The organism is Segetibacter sp. (genome assembly GCF_025963695.1).
Classification (GTDB): Bacteria; Bacteroidota; Bacteroidia; order Chitinophagales; family Chitinophagaceae; genus Segetibacter.
Genome location: NZ_JAOQAH010000040.1, coordinates 1 through 25,277 on the forward strand (window position 1 = coordinate 1; position 25,277 = coordinate 25,277).

Annotated in this window: 22 protein-coding genes and 1 tRNA gene; 17 read left to right on the plus strand and 6 right to left on the minus strand. The window is 40.6% G+C overall.

What is annotated here, in order from left to right; all coding sequences use genetic code 11:
• The coding region (locus tag JWR87_RS06740) for a class I tRNA ligase family protein (protein ID WP_297817289.1) at nt 1-1,683 on the minus strand (1,683 nt) is incomplete at its 3' end.
• Nucleotides 1,684-2,531: 848 nt separating this feature from the next.
• Between JWR87_RS06740 and JWR87_RS06745 the strand changes: the two genes are divergently transcribed.
• The 5 genes from JWR87_RS06745 to JWR87_RS06765 all read left to right on the plus strand — a co-directional run bounded on the left by JWR87_RS06745 (nt 2,532) and on the right by JWR87_RS06765 (nt 7,096).
• On the plus strand, nt 2,532-3,410 hold the full coding sequence (locus tag JWR87_RS06745) for a permease-like cell division protein FtsX (RefSeq protein ID WP_297817293.1): 879 nt from the start codon (nt 2,532-2,534) through the stop codon (nt 3,408-3,410).
• Nucleotides 3,411-3,479: 69 nt separating this feature from the next.
• A complete protein-coding gene (locus tag JWR87_RS06750; RefSeq protein WP_297817295.1) occupies nt 3,480-3,776 on the plus strand; it encodes a DUF3098 domain-containing protein in 297 nt (98 codons plus the stop codon).
• An 87-nt stretch (nt 3,777-3,863) separates the two neighbouring features.
• Nucleotides 3,864-4,664, plus strand: a complete 801-nt coding sequence (locus JWR87_RS06755) for an undecaprenyl-diphosphate phosphatase (protein WP_297817298.1) — start codon at nt 3,864-3,866, stop codon at nt 4,662-4,664.
• Between the two features lie 273 nt (nt 4,665-4,937).
• Nucleotides 4,938-6,257 (plus strand): MFS transporter, encoded by a 1,320-nt coding sequence (locus JWR87_RS06760; RefSeq protein ID WP_297817301.1) that lies wholly within the window; start codon nt 4,938-4,940, stop codon nt 6,255-6,257.
• Nucleotides 6,254-7,096, plus strand: coding sequence for an MBL fold metallo-hydrolase (locus JWR87_RS06765; RefSeq protein ID WP_297817304.1), 843 nt, complete (start codon nt 6,254-6,256; stop codon nt 7,094-7,096). Before JWR87_RS06760 ends, JWR87_RS06765 begins: the two co-directional genes overlap by 4 nt.
• Before the next feature lie 16 nt (nt 7,097-7,112).
• Here the strand turns inward: JWR87_RS06765 and JWR87_RS06770 are convergent, their stop codons facing one another.
• The gene (locus tag JWR87_RS06770; protein ID WP_297817307.1) at nt 7,113-7,478 is read right to left on the minus strand and encodes a CoA-binding protein; all 366 of its coding nucleotides are present in this window, start codon (nt 7,476-7,478) and stop codon (nt 7,113-7,115) included.
• 378 nt (nt 7,479-7,856) lie between these two features.
• On the opposite strand from JWR87_RS06770, the gene JWR87_RS06775 reads away from it, so the two are divergent.
• The 4 genes from JWR87_RS06775 to JWR87_RS06790 all read left to right on the plus strand — a co-directional run bounded on the left by JWR87_RS06775 (nt 7,857) and on the right by JWR87_RS06790 (nt 11,128).
• Nucleotides 7,857-8,588 (plus strand): porin family protein, encoded by a 732-nt coding sequence (locus tag JWR87_RS06775; RefSeq protein WP_297817310.1) that lies wholly within the window; start codon nt 7,857-7,859, stop codon nt 8,586-8,588.
• Between the two features lie 133 nt (nt 8,589-8,721).
• Nucleotides 8,722-9,375: a hypothetical protein gene (locus JWR87_RS06780; RefSeq protein ID WP_297817313.1), complete on the plus strand. Its 654-nt coding sequence runs from the start codon at nt 8,722-8,724 to the stop codon at nt 9,373-9,375.
• Nucleotides 9,376-9,910: 535 nt separating this feature from the next.
• Nucleotides 9,911-10,894, plus strand: a complete 984-nt coding sequence (locus tag JWR87_RS06785; RefSeq protein ID WP_297817317.1) for a dihydrodipicolinate synthase family protein — start codon at nt 9,911-9,913, stop codon at nt 10,892-10,894.
• A 45-nt stretch (nt 10,895-10,939) separates the two neighbouring features.
• Nucleotides 10,940-11,128: a DUF1737 domain-containing protein gene (locus tag JWR87_RS06790; RefSeq protein WP_297817320.1), complete on the plus strand. Its 189-nt coding sequence runs from the start codon at nt 10,940-10,942 to the stop codon at nt 11,126-11,128.
• 230 nt (nt 11,129-11,358) lie between these two features.
• Here JWR87_RS06790 and JWR87_RS06795 read toward each other — a convergent pair whose 3' ends face one another.
• Entirely contained in the window at nt 11,359-11,706 is a 348-nt protein-coding gene (locus JWR87_RS06795) for a cupin domain-containing protein (RefSeq protein WP_297817323.1), read from the minus strand.
• A gap of 390 nt (nt 11,707-12,096) precedes the next feature.
• On the opposite strand from JWR87_RS06795, the gene JWR87_RS06800 reads away from it, so the two are divergent.
• On the plus strand, nt 12,097-13,080 hold the full coding sequence (locus JWR87_RS06800; RefSeq protein WP_297817326.1) for an SMP-30/gluconolactonase/LRE family protein: 984 nt from the start codon (nt 12,097-12,099) through the stop codon (nt 13,078-13,080).
• Nucleotides 13,081-13,307: 227 nt separating this feature from the next.
• Here the strand turns inward: JWR87_RS06800 and JWR87_RS06805 are convergent, their stop codons facing one another.
• Complete coding sequence (locus JWR87_RS06805) at nt 13,308-14,450, minus strand: glycosyltransferase family 2 protein (RefSeq protein ID WP_297817329.1); 1,143 nt, start codon at nt 14,448-14,450, stop codon at nt 13,308-13,310.
• A 214-nt stretch (nt 14,451-14,664) separates the two neighbouring features.
• On the opposite strand from JWR87_RS06805, the gene JWR87_RS06810 reads away from it, so the two are divergent.
• From JWR87_RS06810 to JWR87_RS06830, 5 genes are all read left to right on the plus strand, one after another.
• Nucleotides 14,665-15,876 (plus strand): PQQ-dependent sugar dehydrogenase, encoded by a 1,212-nt coding sequence (locus tag JWR87_RS06810; RefSeq protein WP_297817332.1) that lies wholly within the window; start codon nt 14,665-14,667, stop codon nt 15,874-15,876.
• Between the two features lie 201 nt (nt 15,877-16,077).
• Entirely contained in the window at nt 16,078-17,049 is a 972-nt protein-coding gene (locus JWR87_RS06815; protein WP_297817335.1) for a hypothetical protein, read from the plus strand.
• A gap of 71 nt (nt 17,050-17,120) precedes the next feature.
• On the plus strand, nt 17,121-17,615 hold the full coding sequence (locus JWR87_RS06820) for a biotin/lipoyl-containing protein (RefSeq protein ID WP_297817338.1): 495 nt from the start codon (nt 17,121-17,123) through the stop codon (nt 17,613-17,615).
• A 57-nt stretch (nt 17,616-17,672) separates the two neighbouring features.
• Nucleotides 17,673-19,145, plus strand: a complete 1,473-nt coding sequence (gene accC, locus JWR87_RS06825) for an acetyl-CoA carboxylase biotin carboxylase subunit (RefSeq protein WP_297817341.1) — start codon at nt 17,673-17,675, stop codon at nt 19,143-19,145.
• A gap of 204 nt (nt 19,146-19,349) precedes the next feature.
• On the plus strand, nt 19,350-20,891 hold the full coding sequence (locus JWR87_RS06830) for an acyl-CoA carboxylase subunit beta (RefSeq protein ID WP_297817344.1): 1,542 nt from the start codon (nt 19,350-19,352) through the stop codon (nt 20,889-20,891).
• 163 nt (nt 20,892-21,054) lie between these two features.
• Here JWR87_RS06830 and JWR87_RS06835 read toward each other — a convergent pair.
• Nucleotides 21,055-21,128: transfer RNA gene (locus JWR87_RS06835), tRNA-Val, on the minus strand.
• Between the two features lie 61 nt (nt 21,129-21,189).
• Nucleotides 21,190-21,945: a hypothetical protein gene (locus JWR87_RS06840; RefSeq protein ID WP_297817347.1), complete on the minus strand. Its 756-nt coding sequence runs from the start codon at nt 21,943-21,945 to the stop codon at nt 21,190-21,192.
• Nucleotides 21,946-22,570: 625 nt separating this feature from the next.
• Here JWR87_RS06840 and JWR87_RS06845 point away from each other — a divergent pair.
• Both JWR87_RS06845 and JWR87_RS06850 read left to right on the plus strand, forming a co-directional pair.
• Nucleotides 22,571-22,930 carry a PadR family transcriptional regulator gene (locus JWR87_RS06845; protein WP_297817349.1) on the plus strand — a complete coding sequence of 120 codons (360 nt, stop codon included), beginning with the start codon at nt 22,571-22,573 and terminating at the stop codon, nt 22,928-22,930.
• A gap of 53 nt (nt 22,931-22,983) precedes the next feature.
• The gene (locus JWR87_RS06850; protein ID WP_297817353.1) at nt 22,984-25,167 is read left to right on the plus strand and encodes a PspC domain-containing protein; all 2,184 of its coding nucleotides are present in this window, start codon (nt 22,984-22,986) and stop codon (nt 25,165-25,167) included.
• The last annotated feature ends 110 nt before the right edge of the window (nt 25,168-25,277 follow it).

The window sequence follows — 25,277 nt, forward strand, 5'->3', positions numbered from 1 at the left end:
CGGGTCCATGTACCGTAGGAAATACCATGATGAACCAGCATAACCAGGCATCGTATTCGTTTCGCGGGTTCCGCCACCCGGCGCTATTATCCAATCAGCCAAATTCGCTAACGGACCTTCACCTTCAGGACCGGCGCTGTAAGTATCAACATAAGGAAGTTCTACCGGCAGCTGGCCTTCATCTAAAGCAAATGCAACTCCACCCTTATATACTATTGGAAAAGGTTCGCCCCAATAACGTTGGCGACTAAAACCGGCATCTCTCATTCTATAATTGACCTGTCGTTTACCAATTCCCATTGCCTCCAGCTTATCAATTACAACGTTGATAGCATCTCTCATCACCATTCCATCTAAAAAATCAGAGTTCTGTAAAATGGCATCTTTTGTCGGGTTAGCTTCCTCCCCGTTGTAGGCATCACCAATAATATTTGTAATGGGAATATTGAAATGTTTTGCAAAAGCAAAGTCACGCTGGTCGCCACAAGGGACCGCCATAATAGCGCCGGTACCATAACCAGCCAACACATATTCAGAGATCCAAATAGGAATTTCACGACCATCAAATGGATTGATTGCATAAGCCCCGGTGAAAGCGCCGGTAATAGATTTGACTTCAGCAAGTCGCTCTCTTTCGCTGCGTGATTTTACGTATTCGAGGTATTTGGAGATTTCATCCTTTTGTTGAGAACTTGTTATCCGGTGAACCATTTCGTGTTCAGGAGCCACTACCATAAAATCTACTCCAAACATAGTATCGGGGCGGGTGGTGTACACAACCATTTGTTCTACTTCCCGCTTCTCACTTTTCACTTTAAACTTCACTTCCGCTCCCTGCGATTTTCCTATCCAGTTCCTTTGCATCTCCTTCATCGAATCGCTAAAGTCTACCTGCTCCAATCCTTGCAATAATCTATCGGCATATGCTGTTATCCTCAAATACCATTGGCGCATTTTCTTTTTCACAACCGGATGTCCGCCGCGTTCGCTTACGCCGTTTACCACTTCGTCGTTAGCAAGTACGGTTCCTAAAGGTTCACACCAGTTTACTTCGCCGAATGCAGAAAAAGCAAGGCGGTAGTCCATCAGGATTTCCTGCTGTCTTTGGTTGTCGAAGCCTTTCCATTCTTCTGCTGTAAACTGAAGCTTCCGATCGCCGGGACATTCGTTATCAGCGTTTCCTTCTTTTTCGAAAATGCCTGCTAAAACAGCAATACGTTCAGCCTTTTGACTTTTGCGGTTGTACCAGCTATCAAACAATTGAAGAAAGATCCATTGGGTCCATTTATAGTACTTCGGGTCACTGGTTCTTACCTCGCGGCTCCAGTCGTAGCAGAAGCCAATGTTATCTAACTGCTCTTTGTATCGTGCTATATTTTTTTCTGTGGTTACTGCAGGATGTTGTCCTGTCTCTAATGCATATTGTTCTGCTGGCAGGCCGAAGCTGTCGAAGCCCATAGGGTGCAACACATTGTAACCTTTCAGTCTTTTAAACCTTGCATAGATATCGCTTGCTATATATCCTAACGGATGACCAACATGCAGACCTGCCCCGCTTGGGTAAGGGAACATATCCAATACATAAAACTTTGGCTTATCGCTCTCGTTGCTTACTTTATAAGCACCACTATCTCTCCATTGCTGCTGCCACCTTTTTTCTATTTCTCTAAAGTTGTATTCCATGATTGTTGATATAAGGTGTAGGGCTTAAGGTGTAAGGTTTAAGGAAAACCTTTCGCTACTTAGACCAGCCCTTATACTTTTATTTTTACTATACTTTTTTACTTATTAACCTTTCGATCCTGCTTTTATGCTACTGTGGCTATCATTTACCGTTACACCTACTGGTTTCCTCCCTAAGCCTTCTACCCTTTACCTTACACCTTCCTGATGGGTCTGATATAAGGTGTAAGGTATAAGGTGTAAGGTATAAGGAAAACCTTTCGCTACTTAGACCAGCCCTTATACTTTTATTTATACTATTCTTTTTTACTTATTAACCTTACGATCCTGCTTTTATGCTACTGTGGTTATCATTTACCGTTACGCCTACTGGTTTCCTCCCTAAGCCTTCTACCCTTTACCTTACACCTTCCTGATGGGTTTTGATATAAGGTGTAGGGTATAAGGTGTAAGGTTTAAGGAAAACCTTACGCTACTTATACCAGCCCTTATACTTTTATTTATACTATTTTTTTTTACTTATTAACCTTACGATCCTGCTTTTATGCTACTGTGGTTATCATTTACCGTTACGCCTACTGGTTTCCTCCCTAAGCCTTCTACCCTATACCTTACACCTTCCTGATGGGTTGAGGCAATTTCAAAAGTACAAGTGTGCGACGCAACGAATGCTTAATTAGTATTTATAAGCTGGCTACCTGAAAAAACACTAACACTTTTTTAACTGCTTTAATACACTTAGTATGTAATTTACCCGCTTTAAGCAAATGGTTCAAGGCCGAGCAAAAGTAAGCTATTAGAGCTCAATCCACTACATTTGCAACCTGACTAAACTCTAAATAACCAACATGGCGCAATTTGGAAAAGCATCGAGCAAACGCGGTAAACCAAGCTATATTTATAGTATTGTAGGTGTGGCACTCGTTCTTTTAATTATGGGAATTTTAGGTTGGATATTTCTAAACTTCAAATCTGCCGGCTCTTCTTTTAAAGAGGATATTCGAATAAGCGCTTACCTGCGCACCACGAATAAGGATACGATTAACCAGATACAGCAATACATTTCGGCGCAACCTTATGCTAAAAATGTGCAGTACATTAATAAAGAAGCTGCAAAAACCATTTGGAGCAAAGAGGGTAATAATGAAGACTGGGCTCAAATACTAGACTATAATCCTCTGCCTGAAAGCATAGATTTTTATGCAAGATCGAACTACGTTAACCAGGATAGTTTGAATAAAATTTCGGCAGACATTGTTGGCAAATTCGGGAGCCAGCTGGATGAACTTCAATACCCCAAGTTGCTTGTAAATAATTTAAACGAGCGCTCTGGTAAACTGGGATTAATATTTATTGTGGTAGCTGTGGTGCTTTGTACCATCGTAATTGTAAGTATAGACAACACCATTCGCCTGGCAATGTTTAGCAATCGTTTTTTAATAAAGACAATGCAAATGGTTGGAGCAACACGGGGTTTTATTGCTCGTCCAATGGACTTTCGTGCAATTTTAAATGGCTTGATAAGTTCTGTTATTGCCATTGTGTTATTGCTTATTTTAATACAGTGGGCAGAAAGGCAGTTTCCGCAACTGAGCATGATCAGGGACACAAGGCTAACATTAATTCTCTTTGGCGGAATGATCTTAATCGGCGTCGGCATCTCGCTATTTAGTACTCATCGTAGTGTTATCAAATACCTTAAGATGAGCCTGGACGACCTTTATTGATAGGTTTGCCGATCGCTCAATCTCTGGTTCTTTTAATTGTTTTAACTTACATCTTCTAAATAATATAACATGGCTGAAAAAAAAGTTTCTACTTCACACACTGCATCAATAAGAGATACTGCTGCTAAACAAACTGCCAGGCTTCCTTTGTTTGAAAAAGACAATTACCAATGGATGATTATTGGGGCAGTTGTAGTTGCTATCGGAATGTTTATAATGTCTGGTGGAAAAAATCCTGATCCTAATCAATTTGATGCCAAACTTGTGTACAGTACCACGCGTATAACAATCGCTCCGATTCTTATTTTGGCTGGTTTGGTTATCGAGATTTATGCCATCTTTAAAAGGCCAAAAGCGCATCAATAATATTTTTCTATAAAATCTTCAGGCGATGAAATTCATCGCCTTTTTTATTCTTTTTTTCAAAATCATCAAAACGCCGAAACGGACCTTATGACTCTTATCCAAAGTATTATAATTGCCATTGTAGAAGGTATAACCGAATTTTTACCAATATCATCTACAGGGCATATGATTATAACAGAGCGGTTGTTGATGCTGCCAAAAGATGATGTATTTGTAAAGCTTTTTACCGTAGCGATACAACTTGGAGCCATACTTAGCGTAGTGGTTTTGTACTGGAGGAAGTTCTTCGATTTCTCTAAATGGCAGTTTTATTTAAAGCTTATTGTAGCTGTTATTCCGGCTTTGGCTATTGGCTTTTTACTATCAGATAAAATTGATGAACTATTAGAAAGTCCTACAACGGTAGCAATAACCTTATTGGCAGGGGGCTTTATCTTGCTGTTTATTGATAAGGTGTTTGACAAGCAGGCGATTGATAAGGACAGAAACATTACTTACACTAAAAGTTTTATTATTGGTTTATGGCAGTGTATTGCTATGATACCAGGCGTTAGCCGTAGTGCAGCCTCTATCATCGGCGGTATGCAGCAAGGCCTTACCCGCCGCCTCGCTGCAGAGTTCTCTTTCTTTTTGGCGGTACCTACAATGGCCGCAGCCACGGGCTATAAACTGCTAAAGACTTTTAAAGAAAACCCGGCCGTTTTACAAGACAAACAAAACCTGGTTATGCTGGCAGTTGGAAACGTGGTAGCATTTGTTGTAGCCTTATTAGCTATAAAGTTTTTCATCAGTTTTTTACAGCGCTATGGGTTTAAGCTTTTCGGTTGGTATCGTATAATTGTTGGAGCAGCACTGCTCGCGTTAATTTTCTTTGGGTATTTGAAGTAGAGAAGAAGGTTGAGGGTTTGGGGTTTAAGGTTTTTTAGGGCCGGCTTCATTGCAACTATGATACATCGTTGCGTCGCACACTTGTACATTGTGTTCCTTATTGAGCAATCACACCTTTATCTCTTTCCGGCAACGAAGCCCCGCAGCTCGAGCTTTTGAGAAGAGGTTGATAGGGTTATTAAATACGGCTTATGGGTGTATCGCAGATAGCATCATAAAAACGAGAAAAATCCTCTTTCCTCTTCCCTATCTTTAATAACCAAAAAAGCATTTATGCAAACTGCTTCTAAAAAAGTTATTAATGGCTGGGCCATGTATGACTGGGCCAACAGCGCATACAACCTCGTTATTACTACCACTATTTTTCCTGCTTACTATGATGCCATTACAACCACAAAAACAGGAAACACAGTAAGCCACAAATTGCAACTTTTAGGAGCAGAGTTTGAAAGTGCATCTCTATATAATTATGCTATTGCAACAGCTTATTTTTTAATTGCGATTATTTCTCCGGTGCTTTCCTCTATTGCTGATTACAAGGGCAACAAGAAACGTTTCATGCAGTTCTTTTGTTACCTCGGAGGACTATCGTGTTGTGCCTTGTATTGGTTTCAAAGAGAAACGCTTTCACTCGGAATTCTTTGTTGCATACTTGCCGCTATCGGCTATTGCGGAAGTCTTGTTTTTTACAATTCCTATCTACCTGAAATTGCTGCTGACGAAGACAAAGACAGGATTAGTGCACAAGGATTTGCATATGGTTATATAGGCAGCGTTTTGTTACAATTAATTTGCTTCGCATTTGTCTTAAAGCCAGAATGGTTTGGAATTAAGGACAGTTCATTTGCTCCCCGTTTATCTTTTTTATTGGTTGGTATCTGGTGGATGGGCTTCGCACAAATAACTTTTGCACGGTTGCCAAAAGGAACAGCAGCACTGCAAAACAAAGCCAATAATATTTTTACAAATGGATTTAAGGAATTAAATAAAGTTTGGCTACAAGTGAAGGAGATGCCGGTACTAAAAAGCTTTTTGTTGTCATTTTTCTTTTACAGCATGGGGGTTCAAACGGTCATGCTTGCTGCAACTTTATTTGCCAGCCAGGTCATTGGTTTACCAACTCCAAAATTGATTATTTCCCTTTTAATAATACAAATCGTTGCTATTGCGGGGGCATACATTATGGCAAAACTCTCTCAACGCTTTGGTAATTTCCAGGTACTGATGTTGGTGGTGATGATTTGGGTGGTCATATGTATCAGCGCCTATTTCATAACAAGCGAAATGCAGTTTTATATGCTCGCAGTTTCTGTCGGACTGGTTATGGGAGGAATACAATCATTAAGTAGGTCAACATATGGAAAGATAATGCCCGATACGCACGACACCACCTCCTTCTTCAGCTTCTACGACGTGACTGAAAAAATAGCTATCGTAATTGGGATGTTTAGTTTCGGATTGGTGCAGCAGCTTACAGGCAACATGCGAAACTCCGTAATCACACTCATTGTTTTTTTTATTGCTGGCCTGATTTGTTTGTTTATTACTTTACAAAAAGAAAAACAAGCACGGGTTATAAACTTAGTACGATGAAATTATATTCAATTAATGCCGGTCTTTTTAAATTAGACGGAGGAGCAATGTTTGGAGTAGTGCCAAAAAGTATTTGGAACAAACTTAATGCTGCGGATGAAAACAATATGTGTACATGGGCTTTAAGATGTTTATTAATTGAGACAGATGATAAAAGAATTTTGATTGATACCGGGATGGGTAATAAACAGGATGCAAAATTTTTTGGTCACTACTACCTACATGGAAACGATACCCTGGAAGGCTCTCTGGCAAAACATGGTTTTACCAAAGACGACATTACAGATGTCTTTCATACTCACCTTCACTTTGACCATTGTGGAGGAACTATCGTGCGTGATGGAGAACAGCTTTCCTCCGCTTTTAAAAATGCTACTCTGTGGAGTAACGAACCACACTGGTCCTGGGCGACTAAGCCAAATGATCGGGAAAAAGCATCATTCTTAAAAGAGAATATACTTCCAATGCAGGAAAGTGGAAGGCTACAATTTGCACCGGTAGAAGAAAACGTTTCCATTTTTAATGAAGATATCACTTTGAAGTTTGCCTACGGCCATACAGATGCGATGATGTTGCCAATAATAAAATATAAAGGCAGAACCATTGTTTACATGGCTGATCTTTTGCCGTCTGCAGCCCATTTGCCTTTGCCTTATGTAATGAGTTATGACATGTTTCCCTTAAAAACTTTAGGCGAAAAAAAGGGTTTTTTACAGGAGGCTTTGGAGAACGATTATGTGTTATTTTTCGAGCACGATGCTAACATCGAATGCTGCACATTAAAAATGACTGATAAGGGAATAAGAGTGAAGGAGACTTTTGAGTTGGAAGATTTATAACGTGTTTTGTTGTACTTCAATACTGTCCTGTACCTAGCATTACGAGCGTACATGCTTCCATTGGTTTAATGCCATTTTTCATTGCCATCTCTTCCAGTTCATCATTTTCGGTTCCGGGGTTAAATATGATGCGTTTCGGTTTCAACGATAAAATATAATCGTAGTAAGGCTTTTGATTGGTTGGATTAAGATATAAGGTAACAGTGTCTATATCTTCCAACCTGGGCTGACCGGTTAAGATCTCCACATCACCAACTTTACCCTCTCTTAGTCCAATGGCAACCACCGGATGTTTGTGTGACGAAAGCTTGTTCATTGCGAGATAACTATACCTTGCTGGGTTAGTCGATGCTCCTAATACCAACGTTTTCTTACCGGCCATTTCAACAAAGTTTAATTAAATGATCAGCATAAAATTACAAGAATTGAACCAGTAGAAATTTTATTTTAAGGTCGGACGCATCCTATTCAATGCTTCATCAGGACCTTTTTAAAGAGTTTTATAACACTGCTTTCAAGTTTCAATATTGATTAAAAGATGTTTTACACTACTTCCCCAAAGCATTTTTCAAAAGGCAATTGACCCAACGGGCTTTTATAGGTGTTAATAGTGTAATGTCTTCAATTAAACTTATTCACAGAATTGCTGATAACCGTTTCCCAAACCGCTAATATTCATACTTCTGTTCGGGAAAAGATGAATCTTGTTTCAAATGGCATAGAATTCGTAATGTGTCAAGAAACATCAAAACAAATGATTATGAAGAAAAAATTATTAAGTGCAGCAGTAATTTCAATGATGTCTCTTGGGGTAATGGCACAAGTGAGGCATTCAACTTCTACTACTTCAACCGAAGGCAAAGAAGGTAATTTGATCATAAAGGGCGGACTAAACCTTGCCAATATATCAGTAACCTCTAATGGAAGAGTAGACCAGGCAAATGCGTTGAAAACCTTTGTGGTAGGTATTGCTTATGATATTCCGGTAGGCGAATATTTCTCTGTTCAACCGGGGCTTTTGTACACCGGTAAAGGAGCAAAAACGCAATACGGAAAAGAAGGTAATACCGGCTTTTATTACAAAGCCACTTCAAACCCTATGTACATAGAGGTGCCTGTAAACTTTGTTGGCAAAATTCCTTTAACTCAAACATCCAGCTTTTATTTAGGTGCAGGCCCTTATGCCGCCATGGGTGTTACCGGTAAAAACAAGGTGGATAGTTATACACTTGGCGTACACCGTTATAGCAGCAGCGATATTGTTTACAGCAACGACAATCCCACAACCGCGCAGGAAGAAAACTATGGTTATGGCAAGATAAAAAGATTCGACTATGGCTTAAACGCAGTAGCCGGACTTGAATTTACCAGGTTTACCCTTGGCGCAAATTATGGCTACGGATTGGTTAAGATTAACTCAGGAACCGACAACACCGCGAATGATAAAGGAAAAAATCGTGTGTGGAGTTTTACTCTTGGACTTAAATTGTAAAAAATTACTTTTCGAAATTGCAAATGGCGGACTTGTTCCGCCATTTTTTTTGCTCTTCACATAAACATGTGGTTTAGGATGAACGGTTTGATGAAGTTGTTTTAGAAGTCTTTTTTTGTAAAAAATATCTAAAATGAAACTCAGCAACATTGTAACATTTATAGCGGCAATAGCTATCACAAATGTATCATTAGCACAGTTTGAAGGCAGCAAGCAAGTTTTTACTTCGCCTAAATTACAGGCAGAAATCTTTAAACATAAGAAAGTAGCGATACTACCTTTTAACGCTACCATTTCTTACAAAAAACTTCCTAAAAATTTTAATAAGGAAGCCAACGAGCAAGACCAGAATAACTTAGCCAGCGCTATGCAGCAAGGCATGTACACTTATCTTTTAAGAAAGGCAGACGATTACACAGTAAGCTTCCAGGATGTTGAGAGAACAAATGCCCTCTTAAAACAAAAAGGTCTTTACGACAAGCTCAATGAAGTTACCCATGATTCCATCTGTAAAGCTTTGGGAGTAGATGCCGTAGTGAAGTGTGCCTTCACCTACGAAAGAACCAGCAGCGAAGGCGGTGCAATCGTCAAAGCTGTTTTGTTAGGTTCTGCCTTTGGTAAAACAGCCAGCGGGTCGCTGACGATGCAGATTTACAACGGTTCGGATGGCGAACTTTTGTGGCGTTTTTACAAAGAAATGAATGAAGACGTAATCAGTTCGGCAAACCACGTAATGGAGCGAATGATGCGTAAAGTTGCAAGAAATTTCCCTTATGAAAAATCTTAAAAGGGTACACAACTGAAGATAAGAAAGGTGGCTTTTGGCTACCTTTTTTTGTTACATGCATTATACCTTTTTTCATCATCGTTGTGTCACACCCGTGTACAGCAAGTCCTCTGTCAACCCAATCCATGTCTAAAAGAACGTTCATTTAATAACATACTTAAACGAAGATCTTGAGCACTATTAGTTGCAGGTATGAATGCTTCAGCAACAGTTTTCACGATGGATATTTACAAAAGGTATTTCAAGCCCAACTTGTCGGAGAAAAGCAAACTTCATCGTCGGTACGCTCACTATTTTTTTAGTTGGATTGTTGTTAACTGCACAGCAACGTAAACTTCAATCACCTTTTCCCCAAAAAAGGTAGTGGAGAGCGAATTTGATTAATATTAATAAAAGCAAGAAAATAACGGGCTGGATTTGAAGCAAGAAAAATCTCTTCCCTGCTTTAAAGTTTTTCTGTTGATAAATGAATAAATTGCTCAGGTGAAAGACTACACCTCTTTCCGCAAGGGTTACGATAAAATAAAATAATTGTATGAAAAGCAGCGAAAAGAAGTTTGTACCGGTAATGATTACTCCCTTCAACCTAAAGGCCAAGGTAGATTTTGATGCAGTGTCAAGGTTAATTGATTTCTACCTGGCTGCAGGTGTAAAAGGTTTTTTTGCCAACTGCCTCAGCAGTGAAATGTATAGCATTACCGAAGACGAACGCCTGCAGCTTACACAGCATATTGTGAGGTATGTAAAAGGGCGTGTACCGGTGGTGGCAACAGGTTCCTTTGGGTTAACAATTGAAGATAAAGCGCAGTTTACAAAGCGTATCTATAACACCGGAGTGAATGCCGTTATACTCATTACCGGGCACTACGCCAATGTTGAAGACAATGATGAGGTGTTGCTGACCAACTTCAATAAAATGCTGAAGCTGACTGAAAATATTCCTCTTGGTTTGTATGAGTGCCCTGCTCCTTATAAAAGAGTTTTGCCTGCAAAAGTTTTCAGGCAATTATTGGAGACAGAGCGTTTTATTTATCACAAAGACACTACAAGAGAAGTGGAGGAGGTAAGGGCAAAACTGGGGGTTGTTCCTAAAGACCTTTCCAGTTTCGAGTTTTATGATGCACACACACCTAACGCAATGTACTCGTTGCAAATGGGTGCAAAGGGTATGTCGGCAATAGCAGGTAACTTTTACCCCGAGATACTTGTTTGGATGTGCAACAATGCTACCGATCCTGACAAAAAAGAAAAAGTTGAATGGCTGCAATCAGAAGTATCAAAGGTTGATCCGTTAATACACGAAGCTTATCCTCTTAGCGCCAAATACTTCCTCCGAAAAAGAGGGCTGCCTATTAGAACCATCAGCAGGGCACACGCTGTGGAGTTAACACCGCATCAAAAAGCCGCACTCGATAACTTATACGACCGCTTTATCGGCTGGTGCGATATGCTTGAAATACAACCCGTAAATGTGGAAGAGTTATTGAGGTCGCCGGTACACCTTGATCCCCCGATTTAAAGCAAATTTTTTTAGAGATCTACTAATGCCGCAATAGTTCATCTTATGACTCCAGGCGCGCAATACAAAATTTTAACAGGAGAAGCCGTTCTCGAAATAGAGCAACGTGTAAATGAAGCTTTCGCGAATGGAAGGATGCCACAAGGAGGGCTTTCCGTTATATATAATTCATCCACAAAAACGTTCTCATTTTTCCAGGCGATGGTGAAAGTGCAAATGGGTGTGGACGCCTGATGTCGGTTTAATAGCTTGTACAACAACTCCGCTGACTTCTATATTTCTATCTCGTGTACAGATTGTTTATAACCACCAAAATCGCTACTAAAAGCGTTGCTGTTTAAACGGAGCGTCGCAACAATGTTGCTCATCTTGCTGAAGTCGGCTCAATAATCCCTTTTACTCCAGACTAATAAAAGTTTGTTCAAACCGGGTAGCGCTTCACGCTTTAACCTCTTATGCAACCGTCAACGGTATGTAGTATGTAAGAAATCTTCGCGAAGGGGTGAAAAAACATCTATTAAAACACCTGGTTCAAGGCACACGGTACCGTGCAAAATATTGGGGTGTACATAAAAACCGTCACCTGTTTTAATTACTTTCTTTTCGTCACCAATCGTCATCTCGAACGACCCACTTTCAACGTACGACACCTGGGTGTGAACATGACTATGAAGTTCGCCTACCGCACCCTTTTCGAACCTCACCTTTACCATCATTATCGTTTCGTTATAACCAAAAAGCTGGCGATGAATTCCATTTCCAAGGTCTTCCCATGGCACGTGTTGATTGAATTGAAAAGAGGAGCTACGCATATTATTAGCAGTTAAAAGCTTTTTATAACAAGAGCGAAGGTAGCCGCTAATTCAACTATCTGACCGGCGTTTTTTAACCACGGCAAGACGTGCTTAGAAACAATTAAGTAAGCTTTTATGATATCAGCGAAAAACCTTTATTCAACTTTTCTTGCGTCGCACACTGCATCTGTAATAACCATATTCAACCAGCTTTAGCAAGCGGTGACTTTCAGTGTTTGTAACATTACTTCTTCCCACAAGAATAACCATGCAATTGATTTAAGCTGCCGTAATCGCTTATTTTTTTAATTGTATATTAAGGGTTATAAAAACGTAGCTTCAATTCTTTTGACTTTACATCATAATACTAAAACGCTAATTGCCTGCCATCCAACCAAACTTCTTGCTATGAACAAAATTTTCTTTCCTGCATTGTTATTCATTTTATCTTCTTGTCAACAGGCAAAACAGATCGGTAGTATTCAACGCATCGATCCTGCCTTGGACTCTATTATTTCACCCGGTGCAGAGGTGCAGATTATCGCAGACGGTTTTAGATGGACTGAAGGGCCTTTATGGATTGATGATAAAAAGATGCTGCTTTTCTCTGATGTTTTTTCAAACAAAGTTTATAAATGGACGGAAGAAAAAGGCGCGGAAGACTATTTGTCGCCTTCAGGATATACAGGTGCAATAAAACGGGAAGCAGAATTAGGCTCGAACGGCTTGTTATTAGACAGAGAGGGCAAACTGGTGCTATGTCAGCACGGCAACCGCCAGGTAGCAAGAATGGATGCTGATCTTGGTAATCCTAAGCCGGTGTACAAATCTCTTGCATCGGCGTATCAAACAAAAAAATTAAACAGCCCAAACGATGCTGTCTTTCATACAAACGGTGACCTTTTTTTTACTGATCCGCCTTATGGATTAGAGAAGAATATGGATGATCCTCTAAAAGAAATTCCTTTCCAGGGAGTGTACAAAACGAAACCAACAGGAGAGGTAATATTATTGTGCGACTCAATTACCCGCCCTAATGGAATCGCTTTTTTTCCAGGCGAAAAAATGCTGTTGGTTGCTAACTCAGATCCTGCAAAGCCTTTCTGGTATCATTTTAATGTTGAAAACGACTCCTTAACTAATGGACGCATTTTTTACAATGCTTCTTCAGCCATTAGTGAAGGCAAGGGGCTCCCCGACGGATTGAAGATTGACAAAAAAGGAAACGTGTTTGCTACCGGCCCCGGTGGTGTTTTTATTTTTAACAACGCAGGCAAATTATTAGGCAAGATCAAATTGCCCGTAGCTTCTGCTAACTGTGCTTTTTCTGCAGACCAAACAATACTTTTTATAACTGCTACTAATTATGTTTTACGGTTGAAAATGCGTTAATGACACTAACACCTTTTAAGCTTCCATGGCTTCAATTGAAGACAAAATTTGTAATACTAATTGGTGATCTGTCCGTCCATCACAACCATTCACGAGTAGGTTATATCCGTATCAGTGCTTAGGTAAGAAAGCCTGATTACAGATTTACAGATGAACGAAATGCGTCGCAAGAATGATTAATCGGAGTTGCCTGGCTGGTATCAAAAAGCCATCGTTACTCAATTTCACTACTTCTGTTTCTTCAGCTCGTCTAAAGGATAAAAGGTATCCCGCCAATAAATGCCTCCTTGCTTTAATGTTTTGCAGGTGGATTTAAATAGAATATATATTGTAATGGAACCAGCAAAAGGGATCATCAAAGCGTGCCACCATTTACCCTGTATGCCTTTTTTGAAGAGCACTAGTACGATCTGTGCCACCAGGATGGAGGCCGCCATCGACCATCCTGGTGGCCCTTGCAGCAGCAATACAGGTATAGGTATAACAAAAACTGCGAAAGTCATAAGGGCTATAAAAATAACTGTAGGTAAATGATAATTGGAAACGGAGAAAGTATTTTTCATCAGCCCCTTAATAAATTCATGTAAGCTGGTATACCATTCTAACGAAATCTCCTTGTCACCATAAACCACGTCTTGCTGTAATCCTGCTTTTTTTATACGTGCTCCCAATTGTAGATCATCGTCAGGGCGAAGTGATATAACAGTATGTGTTCCGGCTTTTTCGTAAGCAGTGCGTTTTACAAGGTTGAATGCGCCCACACCGATAGAAGCATTTGACAAAGGGTCAGAAGCTTTCCATGGTCGTAGTTTTAATTCAAGCATGACTGCGAAAGTGTTCATTACACTTTTAAAAAGGGATGATCGTGAAGTGATTTCCGGAAGAGCGGTTAAATGGTCAACTCCGTTTGACTGCACATAGTTCATTGCTTTCTTCAACGCTTGCTTTTGGTAAAGTATGTCCGCATCGGTAAAAAGCAACCACTCTTCTGTAGAGGTGCAGTATCCCTGGTACAATGCGTGGTTTTTGCCTAGCCACCCGTTGGGGAGATCTTTAACCGTAATGACTGAAAGTGCCGGTTGAGCCTGAGCTATCCTGTGAAGGATTTCAGGGGTTCGATCAGTAGAACGATCGTTGATAACAAAGATTTTTAAGTTTTTATAATCAAGGTTACATACGCTGGTAAGTGCCTGCTCCAATTCTTTCTCTTCATCTTTCACTGCAATAATAACGGCTACCGAAGGCTCAGCAAGAGCTGGTATTGGTGAAATATTTTTTAGGTAGGTGATTTTTTTGGAGTTCACCAGTAAGTAAATAGTGACCGTAATCCAGAAGAGGGTAATTATTATGGAGTAAGCAGTAATAACCATATAACAAAGCTACCCTTAATCTTTTTTATCTTATTGCCGCTGAAATAGCTGGATGACATTGCGCAGGAAGTTAAACCGGGTGGAATAATTTTTTTAATTTCAGAGCTATCTGCTGTAAAGACTCTGCATTGAAATTCCAATAGCAGGTTAAATAGATTTTCGTAGCTTAAATTAAATAATTTCACTCACATTTTTCATCATTTATACATTGCTCATGAAATTCAATAAGGTGCTTTTTTCGGTCGTTCTTATCCCGGTCTTTTTGACTTGTATTTATACTAAAGAAGATAAAACCACAACAAGCTCTAATACTTTAAACACAACCACGTCTGCAGAAGGTGAAAAATATACACTATCCGAAGCTTTCAAAAACCTCAGCTTTGAGCTTCCTGTAGAATTGGTGAGCCCTGAAGATGGTACAGACAGAATTTTTGTAATAGAGCAGAAAGGAGTTATCCGGGTGTTTCCTAATAAGGCTGATGCAAAAAATGCTGCTAAATTTCTTGATATCGAACAAAAGGTGGAGAGTGGTGGAGAGAAAGGCTTATTGGGTTTGGCTTTTCATCCCAACTATAAAAGCAATGGCTTTATCTATGTTAATTATACCAGGGGCAAACCTTTGGAGTCAGTAATTTCCAGGTTTAAGGTGAGTGCTTCAAATCCCAACATGGCAGACCCTCAAAGTGAGCAGGTACTGTTGACCTACCTGCAGCCATACTCTAACCACAATGGCGGCAAAGTGGCTTTCGGAAATGACGGTTTTCTTTATATCGCAGTAGGAGATGGTGGCAGTGGCGGAGATCCTGGGAACAGGGCGCAAAATAAGAAGGAGTTGTTAGGTAAAATTTTACGGATAGATGTAAATAACGCTTCAGGAGGTTTGAATTATAGCATACCTGCAGACAATCCTTTTAAAAATAACAAAGAAGGGTTCAGGGAAGAAATTTATGCTTTTGGGGTACGTAACCCGTGGAGATTTAGCTTCGATCGACAAACAGGAACGCTTTGGGCAGGTGATGTAGGTCAGAATAAGATTGAGGAAATTGATATAATAGAAAACGGTGGAAATTACGGCTGGCGCATAATGGAAGCTGACGAATGCTTTAAGTCTGATACTTGTAATAAAGCTGGATTAATTTCTCCAATTACCAGTTACAAACAGGGAAGTAGCACAGGTAATTCTGTAACGGGCGGATATGTTTGCCGTGACAAGAGTTTACCCGAATTAAATGGAAAGTACATATACGGCGATTTCGTTTCGGGCAATATTTGGGCATTGACATACAGCGAAAAAAAAGCAGTTACAAACGAGCTTATTGCAAAGATCTCGGGTGGCTTATCTTCTTTTGGTGAAGACAGCAAGCACAACCTGTTTGTACTATCTTATGGTACGGGTAAGGTGTATAAATTCGCTTCCGCTCTTTAGTTTAGATAAGAAAAGAACATTTTTTTACGTCGATATTTAACTTAGAGGTTGTTATATATCCTTATCCACTGTTGCCTTAACGACCAGTTATATTAATTTATACAGTTGAACGTAATGCGTCGCAACAATGATGAACCGGAGTTAATTTAGCTCGTACCAAAATTGCAAACATCAATAGCTTTTCTTAACACCCGTGATAAAATGAAACGATACTTGTTATGGTTGATATGCCCTTTCGTGCTATCAGCCTTTTTTACCAATTGCGAGGCGCAAAAAGAAGTAAGCACAAAACCCGAAAATTATAGCACGCGGAAGATGTTGCTGCGCGACGAGGGATTGTCTCAACTGAGTTTTATTAATATCGCCAATCCTACTGCAAACTGGTTCGTACCCGTACCTGCTGGTCGCGATATTCAATTAGTAGGAAAGGGTCGGGTTTTAATAGGTACCGGAAAGGGCTACGAAGAGCGGCAGATTTCTACAGGTAGCAAGGTATATGAAGATACTTCGTTCGCCGGCACCATTACCGCACGAAGACTGCGAAATGGTAATACACTACTTGGAGGGCTAAACTGGCAGGGAAAACAAGGGATTGTTTTGGTTGAAATTAACAGCGCAGGTAACCTGCTTAGAACGATGGTTTACCCGGGCTTCAATTATTTGCGACTTGTTCGCGAAACCCCATCCGGCACTTTTTTAATCACTGCTAATAATGTTGTTTTCGAGGGAAATATGAAAGGAGATATTATATGGAAGGCGTTAGTGACAGGCGTGCGCGAGCCCCATGCCTGGCAGGCTCTTCAATTAAGCAACGGACACACAATTGTAAGTAGTGGCTATTCAAAAAATTTACAGATTTTTGGCACGGACGGAAAACTGGTTGATACTATAACAGGCCCTGCGGAAGTACATCCTCATTTTTACTCAGGTTTCCAGGTTCTTAACAACGGTAATTATGTGGTAGCGAACTGGCAAGGTCACGGGCCTAAGTTTGGGGCAAGCGGTACGCAGGTGTTAGAGTACGCTGCCAAAGGAAAACTAGTGTGGTACTGGAAGCAGGACCCCGCGAAGTTTTCTTCGTTGCAAGGCATTATAGTGTTGGACGGATTAGATATAACCAGGCTGCACGTAGAAGATGCAACTGGAAGACTTACTCCGGTGCCTAAGCGATAAATACTAACACAACAGCACGGCTCTACGTTTCATAATATTATCATCGTATCTTGAATTCCCGCTAAAAATTTATGTCAGACAGCAATCCACCGGTTTATAAAGTAAAGGTTAATGAATTTGAATTTTCTTTTACACAAGAACAACTTGCCTCAATAGACCTGGTACAAAAGTCTCCAACCGTATTCAACCTGCTTACCAACGGCAAATCTGTAAATGCTACTCTAATTGAAGCGGACGTAGCGGCCAGGAAGCAGACGATTGAAATAGAGGGAGAAACTTTTGACATACAGATCAAAGATGAACTAGACGTGATGCTGGATAAAATGGGATTTAATGCTGTAGCAGGCAAACAAATAAAAGAGATTAAAGCACCCATGCCAGGACTGGTACTTGAAATTGCCGTTACTGAAGGACAGCAGGTGCAACAAGGGGATAAATTATTAATACTGGTTGCAATGAAGATGGAAAACAGCATTTCAATATCTACAGCAGCAACTATTAAGCGTATTGCTGTAAGTGCAGGCGAAGCAGTTGAGAAAGGGCAGGTGCTGGTGGAGTTGGAATAAGAAGAGGAAATAATGAATAATGAAAAATAGAAGGGTTTTCATAATTACCATTTGTCAATGAAAAAGATCTTAGTTGCTAACCGGGGAGAAATTGCGCTGCGCATTATGCGAACGATTCGTAAAATGGGTATTCAGTCGGTTGCGGTTTTTTCGGAAGCCGATAGAAGTTCGCCACATGTTTTATTCGCAGATGAAGCAGTATGTCTGGGCGCCGCCCCTTCTGCTAATTCTTATTTAAATGCTGAAAAGATTATTGCTTGCAGCAAGGAATTGGGTGTTGATGGTATACATCCCGGATATGGCTTTTTAAGCGAGAATGCAGAATTTGCCCAAAAGGTTCAAGAGGCAGGAATAACATTTATTGGTCCAGGTGCCGAGGCAATGCGTGTAATGGGTTCGAAGCTCGCTGCAAAAGAATGTGTAAAAGGGTATAACATACCAATGGTGCCAGGCATTGATAAAGCAATAGGCGATATTGCTGTTGCAAAAAAAACCGCAAACGAGATAGGTTATCCCATTCTTATTAAGGCATCTGCAGGGGGTGGTGGAAAAGGAATGCGGGTGGTTGAAAAGGAAGCCGATTTTGAAGAGCAAATGCAACGTGCCATTAGTGAAGCCGAGGCGTCTTTTGGCGATGGATCTGTGTTTATTGAAAAGTATGTAACATCACCCAGGCATGTTGAAATACAAGTGCTGGCCGATAATTATGGAAACACGGTTCACCTATTCGAACGTGAGTGTAGCATTCAGCGGCGTCATCAAAAAGTAGTAGAAGAATCACCCTCGGTTATACTAACTCCTGAAATAAGAAAGAAAATGGGCGAAGCTGCTGTAATGGTGGCAAAAGCTTGTAACTATACAAGTACCGGCACGGTCGAGTTTTTAATGGATGACCAACTAAACTTCTATTTCCTCGAAATGAACACAAGGTTACAGGTAGAACATCCCGTAACAGAGATGATTACAGGTATTGACCTGGTAGAAGAGCAAATAAAAATTGCAAGGGGTGAGCCATTAAGTTTTACCCAGGACGAGCTTACCATCAACGGTCATTCAGTAGAGTTGAGAGTGTATGCAGAAGATCCGCTTAATAATTTTTTGCCATCCATCGGCACCCTTTCCACTTATAAAAAACCTAAGGGTGACGGCGTTCGGGTAGATGATGGATATGAAGAAGGTATGCCCATACCTATTTATTATGACCCGATGATAGCCAAGCTGGTGACGCATGGTAAGGACCGAACCGAGGCAATACAAAAAATGAAGACTGCTATAAAAGATTTTAAGATCCAGGGTTTGTCTACCACTCTTCCCTTCGGCACTTTTGTTTTTGAACACGATGCTTTTCTTTCCGGAAAGTTTGATACCCATTTTGTAAAAAATTATTACACACCTGAGTTGCTTATAGAAAAACAAAAAGCAATTGCTGAAGCGGCCGCATTGGTAGCATTAAAGTATTGGTTAAATCAGCAGAAGATGGTAAAAGCGGTAGAACATAAAACAACCAACTGGAAAAGAAGATTAGCTTAAATATCAAAAGTGCACTTTTATCGACCAAACGATCATGCTACTATGAAACATCGTTGCGTCGCACTCTTATACAAGTTTTTCTTTCTTCAGCAAAAGCTTACTAAAAATGTTCTTTAGCCAAAAAACTAAAATCAATGTGCTGCACATAGTCATCCTTCTACTCAGGGAGAAGATGAAGGATGATGAGGTCAAAACTTACTAACAATGAAATCAAAGACTGAAATATTAAAGGAGAAGATCGAAAAAGGTAAACTCGGCGGGGGCAAGGCAAGGATTGAAACCCAGCATAAGAAAGGAAAACTGACTGCAAGAGAACGTGTTAATTTATTGATGGACCCGGGGTCTTTTGAAGAAATAGGCGCATTGGTTTTACACCGCACTAAAGACTTTGGTATGGAAAAACAGCAGTACTATGGCGATGGTGTCATTACCGGTTATGGCACTGTTAACGGACGACTAGTCTATGTTTTTGCACAAGACTTCACTGTTTTTGGCGGCGCACTTTCAGAAACACATGCCGAGAAAATTTGTAAGATTATGGATATGGCCGTGAAAGGAGGAGCTCCCATAATTGGTTTAAATGACTCTGGTGGTGCCCGAATACAGGAAGGCGTACGTTCTCTTGGTGGCTATGCCGATATTTTTTATCGTAACGTACAGTCCTCGGGAGTTATTCCTCAAATCTCTGCTATCATGGGGCCTTGCGCCGGCGGCGCTGTGTATTCTCCTGCAATGACTGATTTTACCATTATGGTAGAACACACCAGTTATATGTTTGTAACCGGGCCAAACGTGGTTAAAACAGTAACGCATGAAACAGTAAGTTCTGAGGAGCTGGGCGGGGCATCAACGCATTCCACAAAATCTGGCGTCACTCACCTTACTGCCCTAAACGACGTGGATTGTATAAGCCAGTTGAAGAAGCTGCTGAGCTATATGCCCCAAAATTGCGAAGATCCTACTTTAAAAATTCCCTACGCCCTTGGTGACGAAATAAGGGAAGTGTTGGAAACAATCATTCCCGAAAGTACCCATCAGCCCTACGATATAAAAGCAGTCATTGCAGGTATTTGTGATGCCGATTCGTTTTTTGAAATTCATAGTTCGTATGCAGAAAACCTGGTCGTAGGTTTTGCGCGCCTGGCAGGAAGAAGTATTGGCATAGTTGCGAATCAACCTATGTGCCTGGCAGGTGTGCTCGACATAGATAGTTCGAAAAAAGGCGCCCGGTTCACCCGCTTTTGCGATTGTTTCAATATACCCCTGCTTGTATTGGTTGATGTACCGGGTTTTTTACCGGGCACTGACCAGGAATGGAATGGTATTATTACCAACGGAGCGAAGCTTTTATATGCATTAAGTGAAGCTACCGTACCAAGAATAACAGTAATCACCCGCAAAGCTTATGGTGGAGCATACGATGTAATGAACTCAAAACACATCGGTGCCGATATGAACTATGCCTGGCCTACAGCAGAAATTGCGGTAATGGGTGCTAAAGGTGCCAGCGAAATAATTTTCAAAAAGGAAATTTCAGAAGCAGAAGATCCCGCACAAAAATTATTAGAAAAAGAAGCAGAATATGCTGAGAAGTTTGCTACTCCCTACCTTGCCGCCGAGCGCGGATTTATTGATGAAGTAATCGAACCAAAAGACACCCGCAAAAAACTAATAAAAGCATTTGCCATGCTTGAAAATAAGGTTGTAAAGAGGTTAAGAAAAAAACATGGCAATATTCCGTTGTAATATAGCACTCATTCCGCCGCGCATTTGTTTTGCTAAAACATTCAGCGACCAGGTTATTGTAAAAAGTTGTGCTTGGTGGTCATTCTAATGCTGCTTGCCCGCCTTGCAGCTGCAGGTACTGCGACAAGCTTTGTAAGTAGAAAACGAACGAGAAAGATTAATGTAGACCCGACCGGATTCGAACCGGTGACCTCTTCCATGTCAAGGAAGCACTCTAACCAACTGAGCTACGGATCTATAGAACAGGCACAATAGTACTTGAAATTGTTTTGAAAAAAAAGTTCAAGGTATGGTGAGGCTAAAATAATTTACTTCGCCTGTCTGCTAGTTGCACTTCTTTGCTGTCTCGAATAATCTTAAGTGCGTTGCTTACAGGACGCGAAAGAATTCCGTTCAACCCAACTATGATTCCGTCTACCTTATCTTCTTCAATGTACTTTCTCAACGCTTTTGTACGGTGAACAGACCAAGTGTAGATTTTTGAGAAAGGTCCGGTAGTATCTCTAATCGGTGCAGCTTGTTGCATGCACTCATGAAATTCTTCATTTAATGGTATTAAAGTAATACCGTTGCCGTACCAGCATTGTGTAGCACCAATCTTTCTAAAAAATGCAGCAACTTCTGCAGGGTTGTCTTCCTCATCTACTGCAATTCCTTCATGTGGTTCAAGCAGCGGAACCACTTCGGCGAAAATATGAGCCATCTCTATTTTAGCTGTAGAATAAATACGTGGCAAATCGGGGGGAAGGGTACTGTTAATAATATCGCGCACGCCTTTAAATAACCCGGCAGTTTTTACATCAAAAACAATTACAGACAACTGCCGCTTAAATTTTTTCTCAGCTATAGTAATGTGGCTTAGCCATTCCTTCAAATCAGTTTTAGAAAGACCTTCATGGCTGATCCACCATTTTTTGTCGTCGTCTTCCCACAGGTCACATTCAATTCCATTCACTTTTTGCTTGAGTGCTTTATTTATCTTATCAAGGTCGTTACATCCGTGGCCAATAAGGTAAAAATTTCGGGATACTGGAGCCGAGGTAGTCGAATTCAAGGATATTTATGGTTTTAAGGTGAATAATGAAAACAACGATAAATACGATGTTTTACATTCCTACTTAAAAAACAGTTCCATCCTTAATTGTTACGTGTAATTGTCCAAATGTTCTTGCCTTAAACGGACTTTTTAATGCTAAAAAAATACAGGCTACTTTCTTTCATCCCTTTATTTTACCGTTCATCACTTTACTAAAATTTTCTGTTTTTGGCTTTTTCTTCTAAAAACCATGCTGGTATTGGCTTTCGTGCTATAACTACTAATGCCGGATACCTGCTACTAAAAAATATTAGGTACTTTATATTGCATAGTACTAGAAAAAGTAGCATCTTTGTATAGTTGATGGAGAAATGGAATGCCGAAGGGCGAATTGGAAGCGAAAAGGAGGGATCGGAAGTCGCAAGTGGAAGTGGTGCGGAAATCTGAAACTGACAGACGATTAAAACCAGCCAGTAGCGAGTAACGACTAGCGACGAACATAGGAGCAGCATGAAGAGATAAAAGTACAAGTGAGTGACACAACAACGGTCAACAAAGAGAAACAGTAGAAGCAAAAAGAATTTTTAAATAAAAAAGACTTGCCGGGACTTTAAGATAGGCAGGTCACAAAAAAACTCCGGTTATGAATATTGATAACACACAGAGCCAGATGCGGAAGGGGGTATTGGAGTTTTGCATTCTATCCATCATTCGCCAGGGAGAAGCTTATCCCAGCGACATTGTGGAGAAGATGAAAGCTGCTAACCTGAACATTTTGGAAGGAACACTTTACCCATTGTTAACAAGGCTTAAAAACGCAGACTTCCTTATGTACAGATGGGTGGAAAGCAACAGCGGCCCCCCGCGTAAGTATTTCAGCATGACAGATAAAGGTCTTGCTTTTTACCGCGAACTGGAAGACACCTGGAACGAATTGGCCAACGCAGTAAACACGTTGACCGCAAGAGTTGAAAAATCAAACCTTACCGAAAACCAACTTTAACCAACCACGCTAACTACAAGGCAAACCGCTTTGTAATGCACAAAAATAGAATTATGAAAAAGGTAATTAACATAAACTTTCAAGGCAGGGTAATACCAATTGAGGAAACTGCCTATGACATGCTGACGAGGTATGTTGAAAGCCTCCGGTTGTTTTTTGCTAACGAGGAGGGGAAGGATGAAATTATAAATGATATTGAAGGACGTATAGCTGAGCTTTTTGGCGAAACGCTTAAAAAAGGCAGTATTTGCATAACTGATGCCGATGTAAACACCATCATCAACAGTATGGGACGCCCTGAAGATTTTGAAGCTGACGAAGAAAAAGTACATTCTAAGTTGGGTGCTGAAAGCAGTAGCAGCTATTCTTATAATCAAGGCAGAACTACAGGCAGAGGCAGACTTTACCGCGATGAAAACCATAAAGTGTTGGGCGGCGTTTGTAGTGGTATTGCTAACTACTTTGCTATAGACCCTATTGTAATCCGCATATTATTTATCGTGTTTATCGGGATTACCTTTATTCCCTATTTAATACTTTGGGTAGCTGTACCAAGCAGCTCTTCTTTGCAAATTGGTTCTCAAAGAAAACGGCTGTTTAGAGATACGGAAACAAAAATAATTGGAGGGGTTTGTAGTGGGCTCGCCCAGTATTTTAATGTGCAAATATGGGTTCCGCGCGTTTTGTTCCTGATACCATTCTTTTCTTTCGTTTTTCGCTGGGGCCATTGGGGATGGTGGGATTTTCCTCACTTTCTAAGCTTTTCGTTTAGTCCTGGTTCCATATTCGTTTACATAATACTTTGGCTGATACTGCCTGAAGCTAAAACGACTGCCGACAAGTTGGAGATGAAGGGTGAAAAAGTGGATTTGAATAATATTAAAAGTACTATCCAGGGTGACCTGGAAGGTTTTAAAGACCGCGCTCAACAGTTTGGGAGTGAGCTGAAAGACCGGGCTCAGTCTATGGGCGAAGAACTAAGCAGCGCAGGTAAAAAGTTTGGAGCAGAAGCCAGCGCTGTAGGAAGAAGATCCGGAGGCGGACTTGGCCATGTAATAAAGGCAATTGTAAAAATCTTCGTTTACTTTTTCGTCGGCTGTATTTTACTCGCAGTAGTAGGTAGTTTGTTTGGACTGGGAGTTGTACTGACCGGTTTGTTGCCTGCTTACTCATATGTGCTCGATAGTCGCTACCAGGAAATACTGGCCTGGTGCTCACTTATTTTCTTCATTTGGGTTCCTGTTATTGCAATCGTAACCTGGATTATTAGAAAGCTTACCGGTAAAAAAGGTAACAGCGGTATTATCAGGTTAACCTTTCTCTCATTCTGGATCTTGGGAGTTATCTGTTTTGTAAATCTGATAATTTCTATCAGCAGCGAATTTAGGTACAAGAATTATCCAACCGAACAATCAGTGGCTTTACCTAATCCTAATGTAAATAAGCTTGAAATAAAGACTGCCGCTTTCGGAAAGTACTACAGCCAGAACTGGCTAAGACTAGAACCTTTCGCATCTGTAGACGACGATACTGTTTATGTAAGAAACGTTCGGTTAAGGATTATTAAAGCCCCTTCTGACAGTTTCCAGGTATTTATGGTTAAAATGGCAAACGGAAGCAGTAAAGACGAAGCGGAAAGAACAGTTTCAAGAATAAACTATAACGTAGTTCAAAGAGACAGCTTTCTTTTATTGGACAAAGGTTTAGCTATCACAAAAGGAGGCAAATTTAGAAATCAACAGGTTATTGTGACTGTCGCCGTACCGGTTGGTAAAAGAATATATATTAATGACAACGTAGGATGGGGCAACGACGTAAGGGTGAACATGGGACGGGATAATGATTTTTGGGATTGGGAGAATAATATGGAATCAGTTTCATTGCGTTGGAGACACGATGTGGAATATATAATGACAGCCAAAGGGTTGGAAAGAGTGGACAATCTTAAGGACGACGATGACAACAATAATAATGACGAAAACAGCAATGAAACAATCGAGCAGTTTAGGAAAAGCAAAGAGCAAATGCAGCGTGAAAAAGAGCAAAAGCTTAGGGAGCTGCAGGAGATAGATAGAGAGTTGCAAAAAAGTGACAGTACTCTTGGTGACAGTACAAGATATCGTTACAAACCCTCAACGCCCGCCACGCCACAAACAAAAAAGCCAAAGCGAACTGATATAGCTAGTACAGAGGTTACGGGATTAAGCGACATGCTGATGATAAAGTTTGCATTGTAAATTAGGTTGAAGTTGGGAAAAAGGGCTGAGCCGCACGTATTGGGCAGAGCCCTCCCTCTTTTAAAACTTCCTGGAAAACAGGAAGTTTTTTTTGTTTACGGGCATTTGTG

Bases quoted from the DNA above. Each gene is read 5' to 3' on its own strand.
- JWR87_RS06745 (WP_297817293.1), top strand. From the start codon at position 2,532: ATGGCGCAATTTGGAAAAGCATCGAGCAAACGCGGTAAACCAAGCTAT.
- JWR87_RS06750 (WP_297817295.1), top strand. From the start codon at position 3,480: ATGGCTGAAAAAAAAGTTTCTACTTCACACACTGCATCAATAAGAGAT.
- JWR87_RS06755 (WP_297817298.1), top strand. From the start codon at position 3,864: ATGACTCTTATCCAAAGTATTATAATTGCCATTGTAGAAGGTATAACC.
- JWR87_RS06760 (WP_297817301.1), top strand. From the start codon at position 4,938: ATGCAAACTGCTTCTAAAAAAGTTATTAATGGCTGGGCCATGTATGAC.
- JWR87_RS06765 (WP_297817304.1), top strand. From the start codon at position 6,254: ATGAAATTATATTCAATTAATGCCGGTCTTTTTAAATTAGACGGAGGA.
- JWR87_RS06770 (WP_297817307.1), bottom strand. From the start codon at position 7,478: ATGGCCGGTAAGAAAACGTTGGTATTAGGAGCATCGACTAACCCAGCA.
- JWR87_RS06775 (WP_297817310.1), top strand. From the start codon at position 7,857: ATGAAGAAAAAATTATTAAGTGCAGCAGTAATTTCAATGATGTCTCTT.
- JWR87_RS06780 (WP_297817313.1), top strand. From the start codon at position 8,722: ATGAAACTCAGCAACATTGTAACATTTATAGCGGCAATAGCTATCACA.
- JWR87_RS06785 (WP_297817317.1), top strand. From the start codon at position 9,911: ATGAAAAGCAGCGAAAAGAAGTTTGTACCGGTAATGATTACTCCCTTC.
- JWR87_RS06790 (WP_297817320.1), top strand. From the start codon at position 10,940: ATGACTCCAGGCGCGCAATACAAAATTTTAACAGGAGAAGCCGTTCTC.
- JWR87_RS06795 (WP_297817323.1), bottom strand. From the start codon at position 11,706: ATGCGTAGCTCCTCTTTTCAATTCAATCAACACGTGCCATGGGAAGAC.
- JWR87_RS06800 (WP_297817326.1), top strand. From the start codon at position 12,097: ATGAACAAAATTTTCTTTCCTGCATTGTTATTCATTTTATCTTCTTGT.
- JWR87_RS06805 (WP_297817329.1), bottom strand. From the start codon at position 14,450: ATGGTTATTACTGCTTACTCCATAATAATTACCCTCTTCTGGATTACG.
- JWR87_RS06810 (WP_297817332.1), top strand. From the start codon at position 14,665: ATGAAATTCAATAAGGTGCTTTTTTCGGTCGTTCTTATCCCGGTCTTT.
- JWR87_RS06815 (WP_297817335.1), top strand. From the start codon at position 16,078: ATGAAACGATACTTGTTATGGTTGATATGCCCTTTCGTGCTATCAGCC.
- JWR87_RS06820 (WP_297817338.1), top strand. From the start codon at position 17,121: ATGTCAGACAGCAATCCACCGGTTTATAAAGTAAAGGTTAATGAATTT.
- accC (WP_297817341.1), top strand. From the start codon at position 17,673: ATGAAAAAGATCTTAGTTGCTAACCGGGGAGAAATTGCGCTGCGCATT.
- JWR87_RS06830 (WP_297817344.1), top strand. From the start codon at position 19,350: ATGAAATCAAAGACTGAAATATTAAAGGAGAAGATCGAAAAAGGTAAA.
- JWR87_RS06845 (WP_297817349.1), top strand. From the start codon at position 22,571: ATGAATATTGATAACACACAGAGCCAGATGCGGAAGGGGGTATTGGAG.
- JWR87_RS06850 (WP_297817353.1), top strand. From the start codon at position 22,984: ATGAAAAAGGTAATTAACATAAACTTTCAAGGCAGGGTAATACCAATT.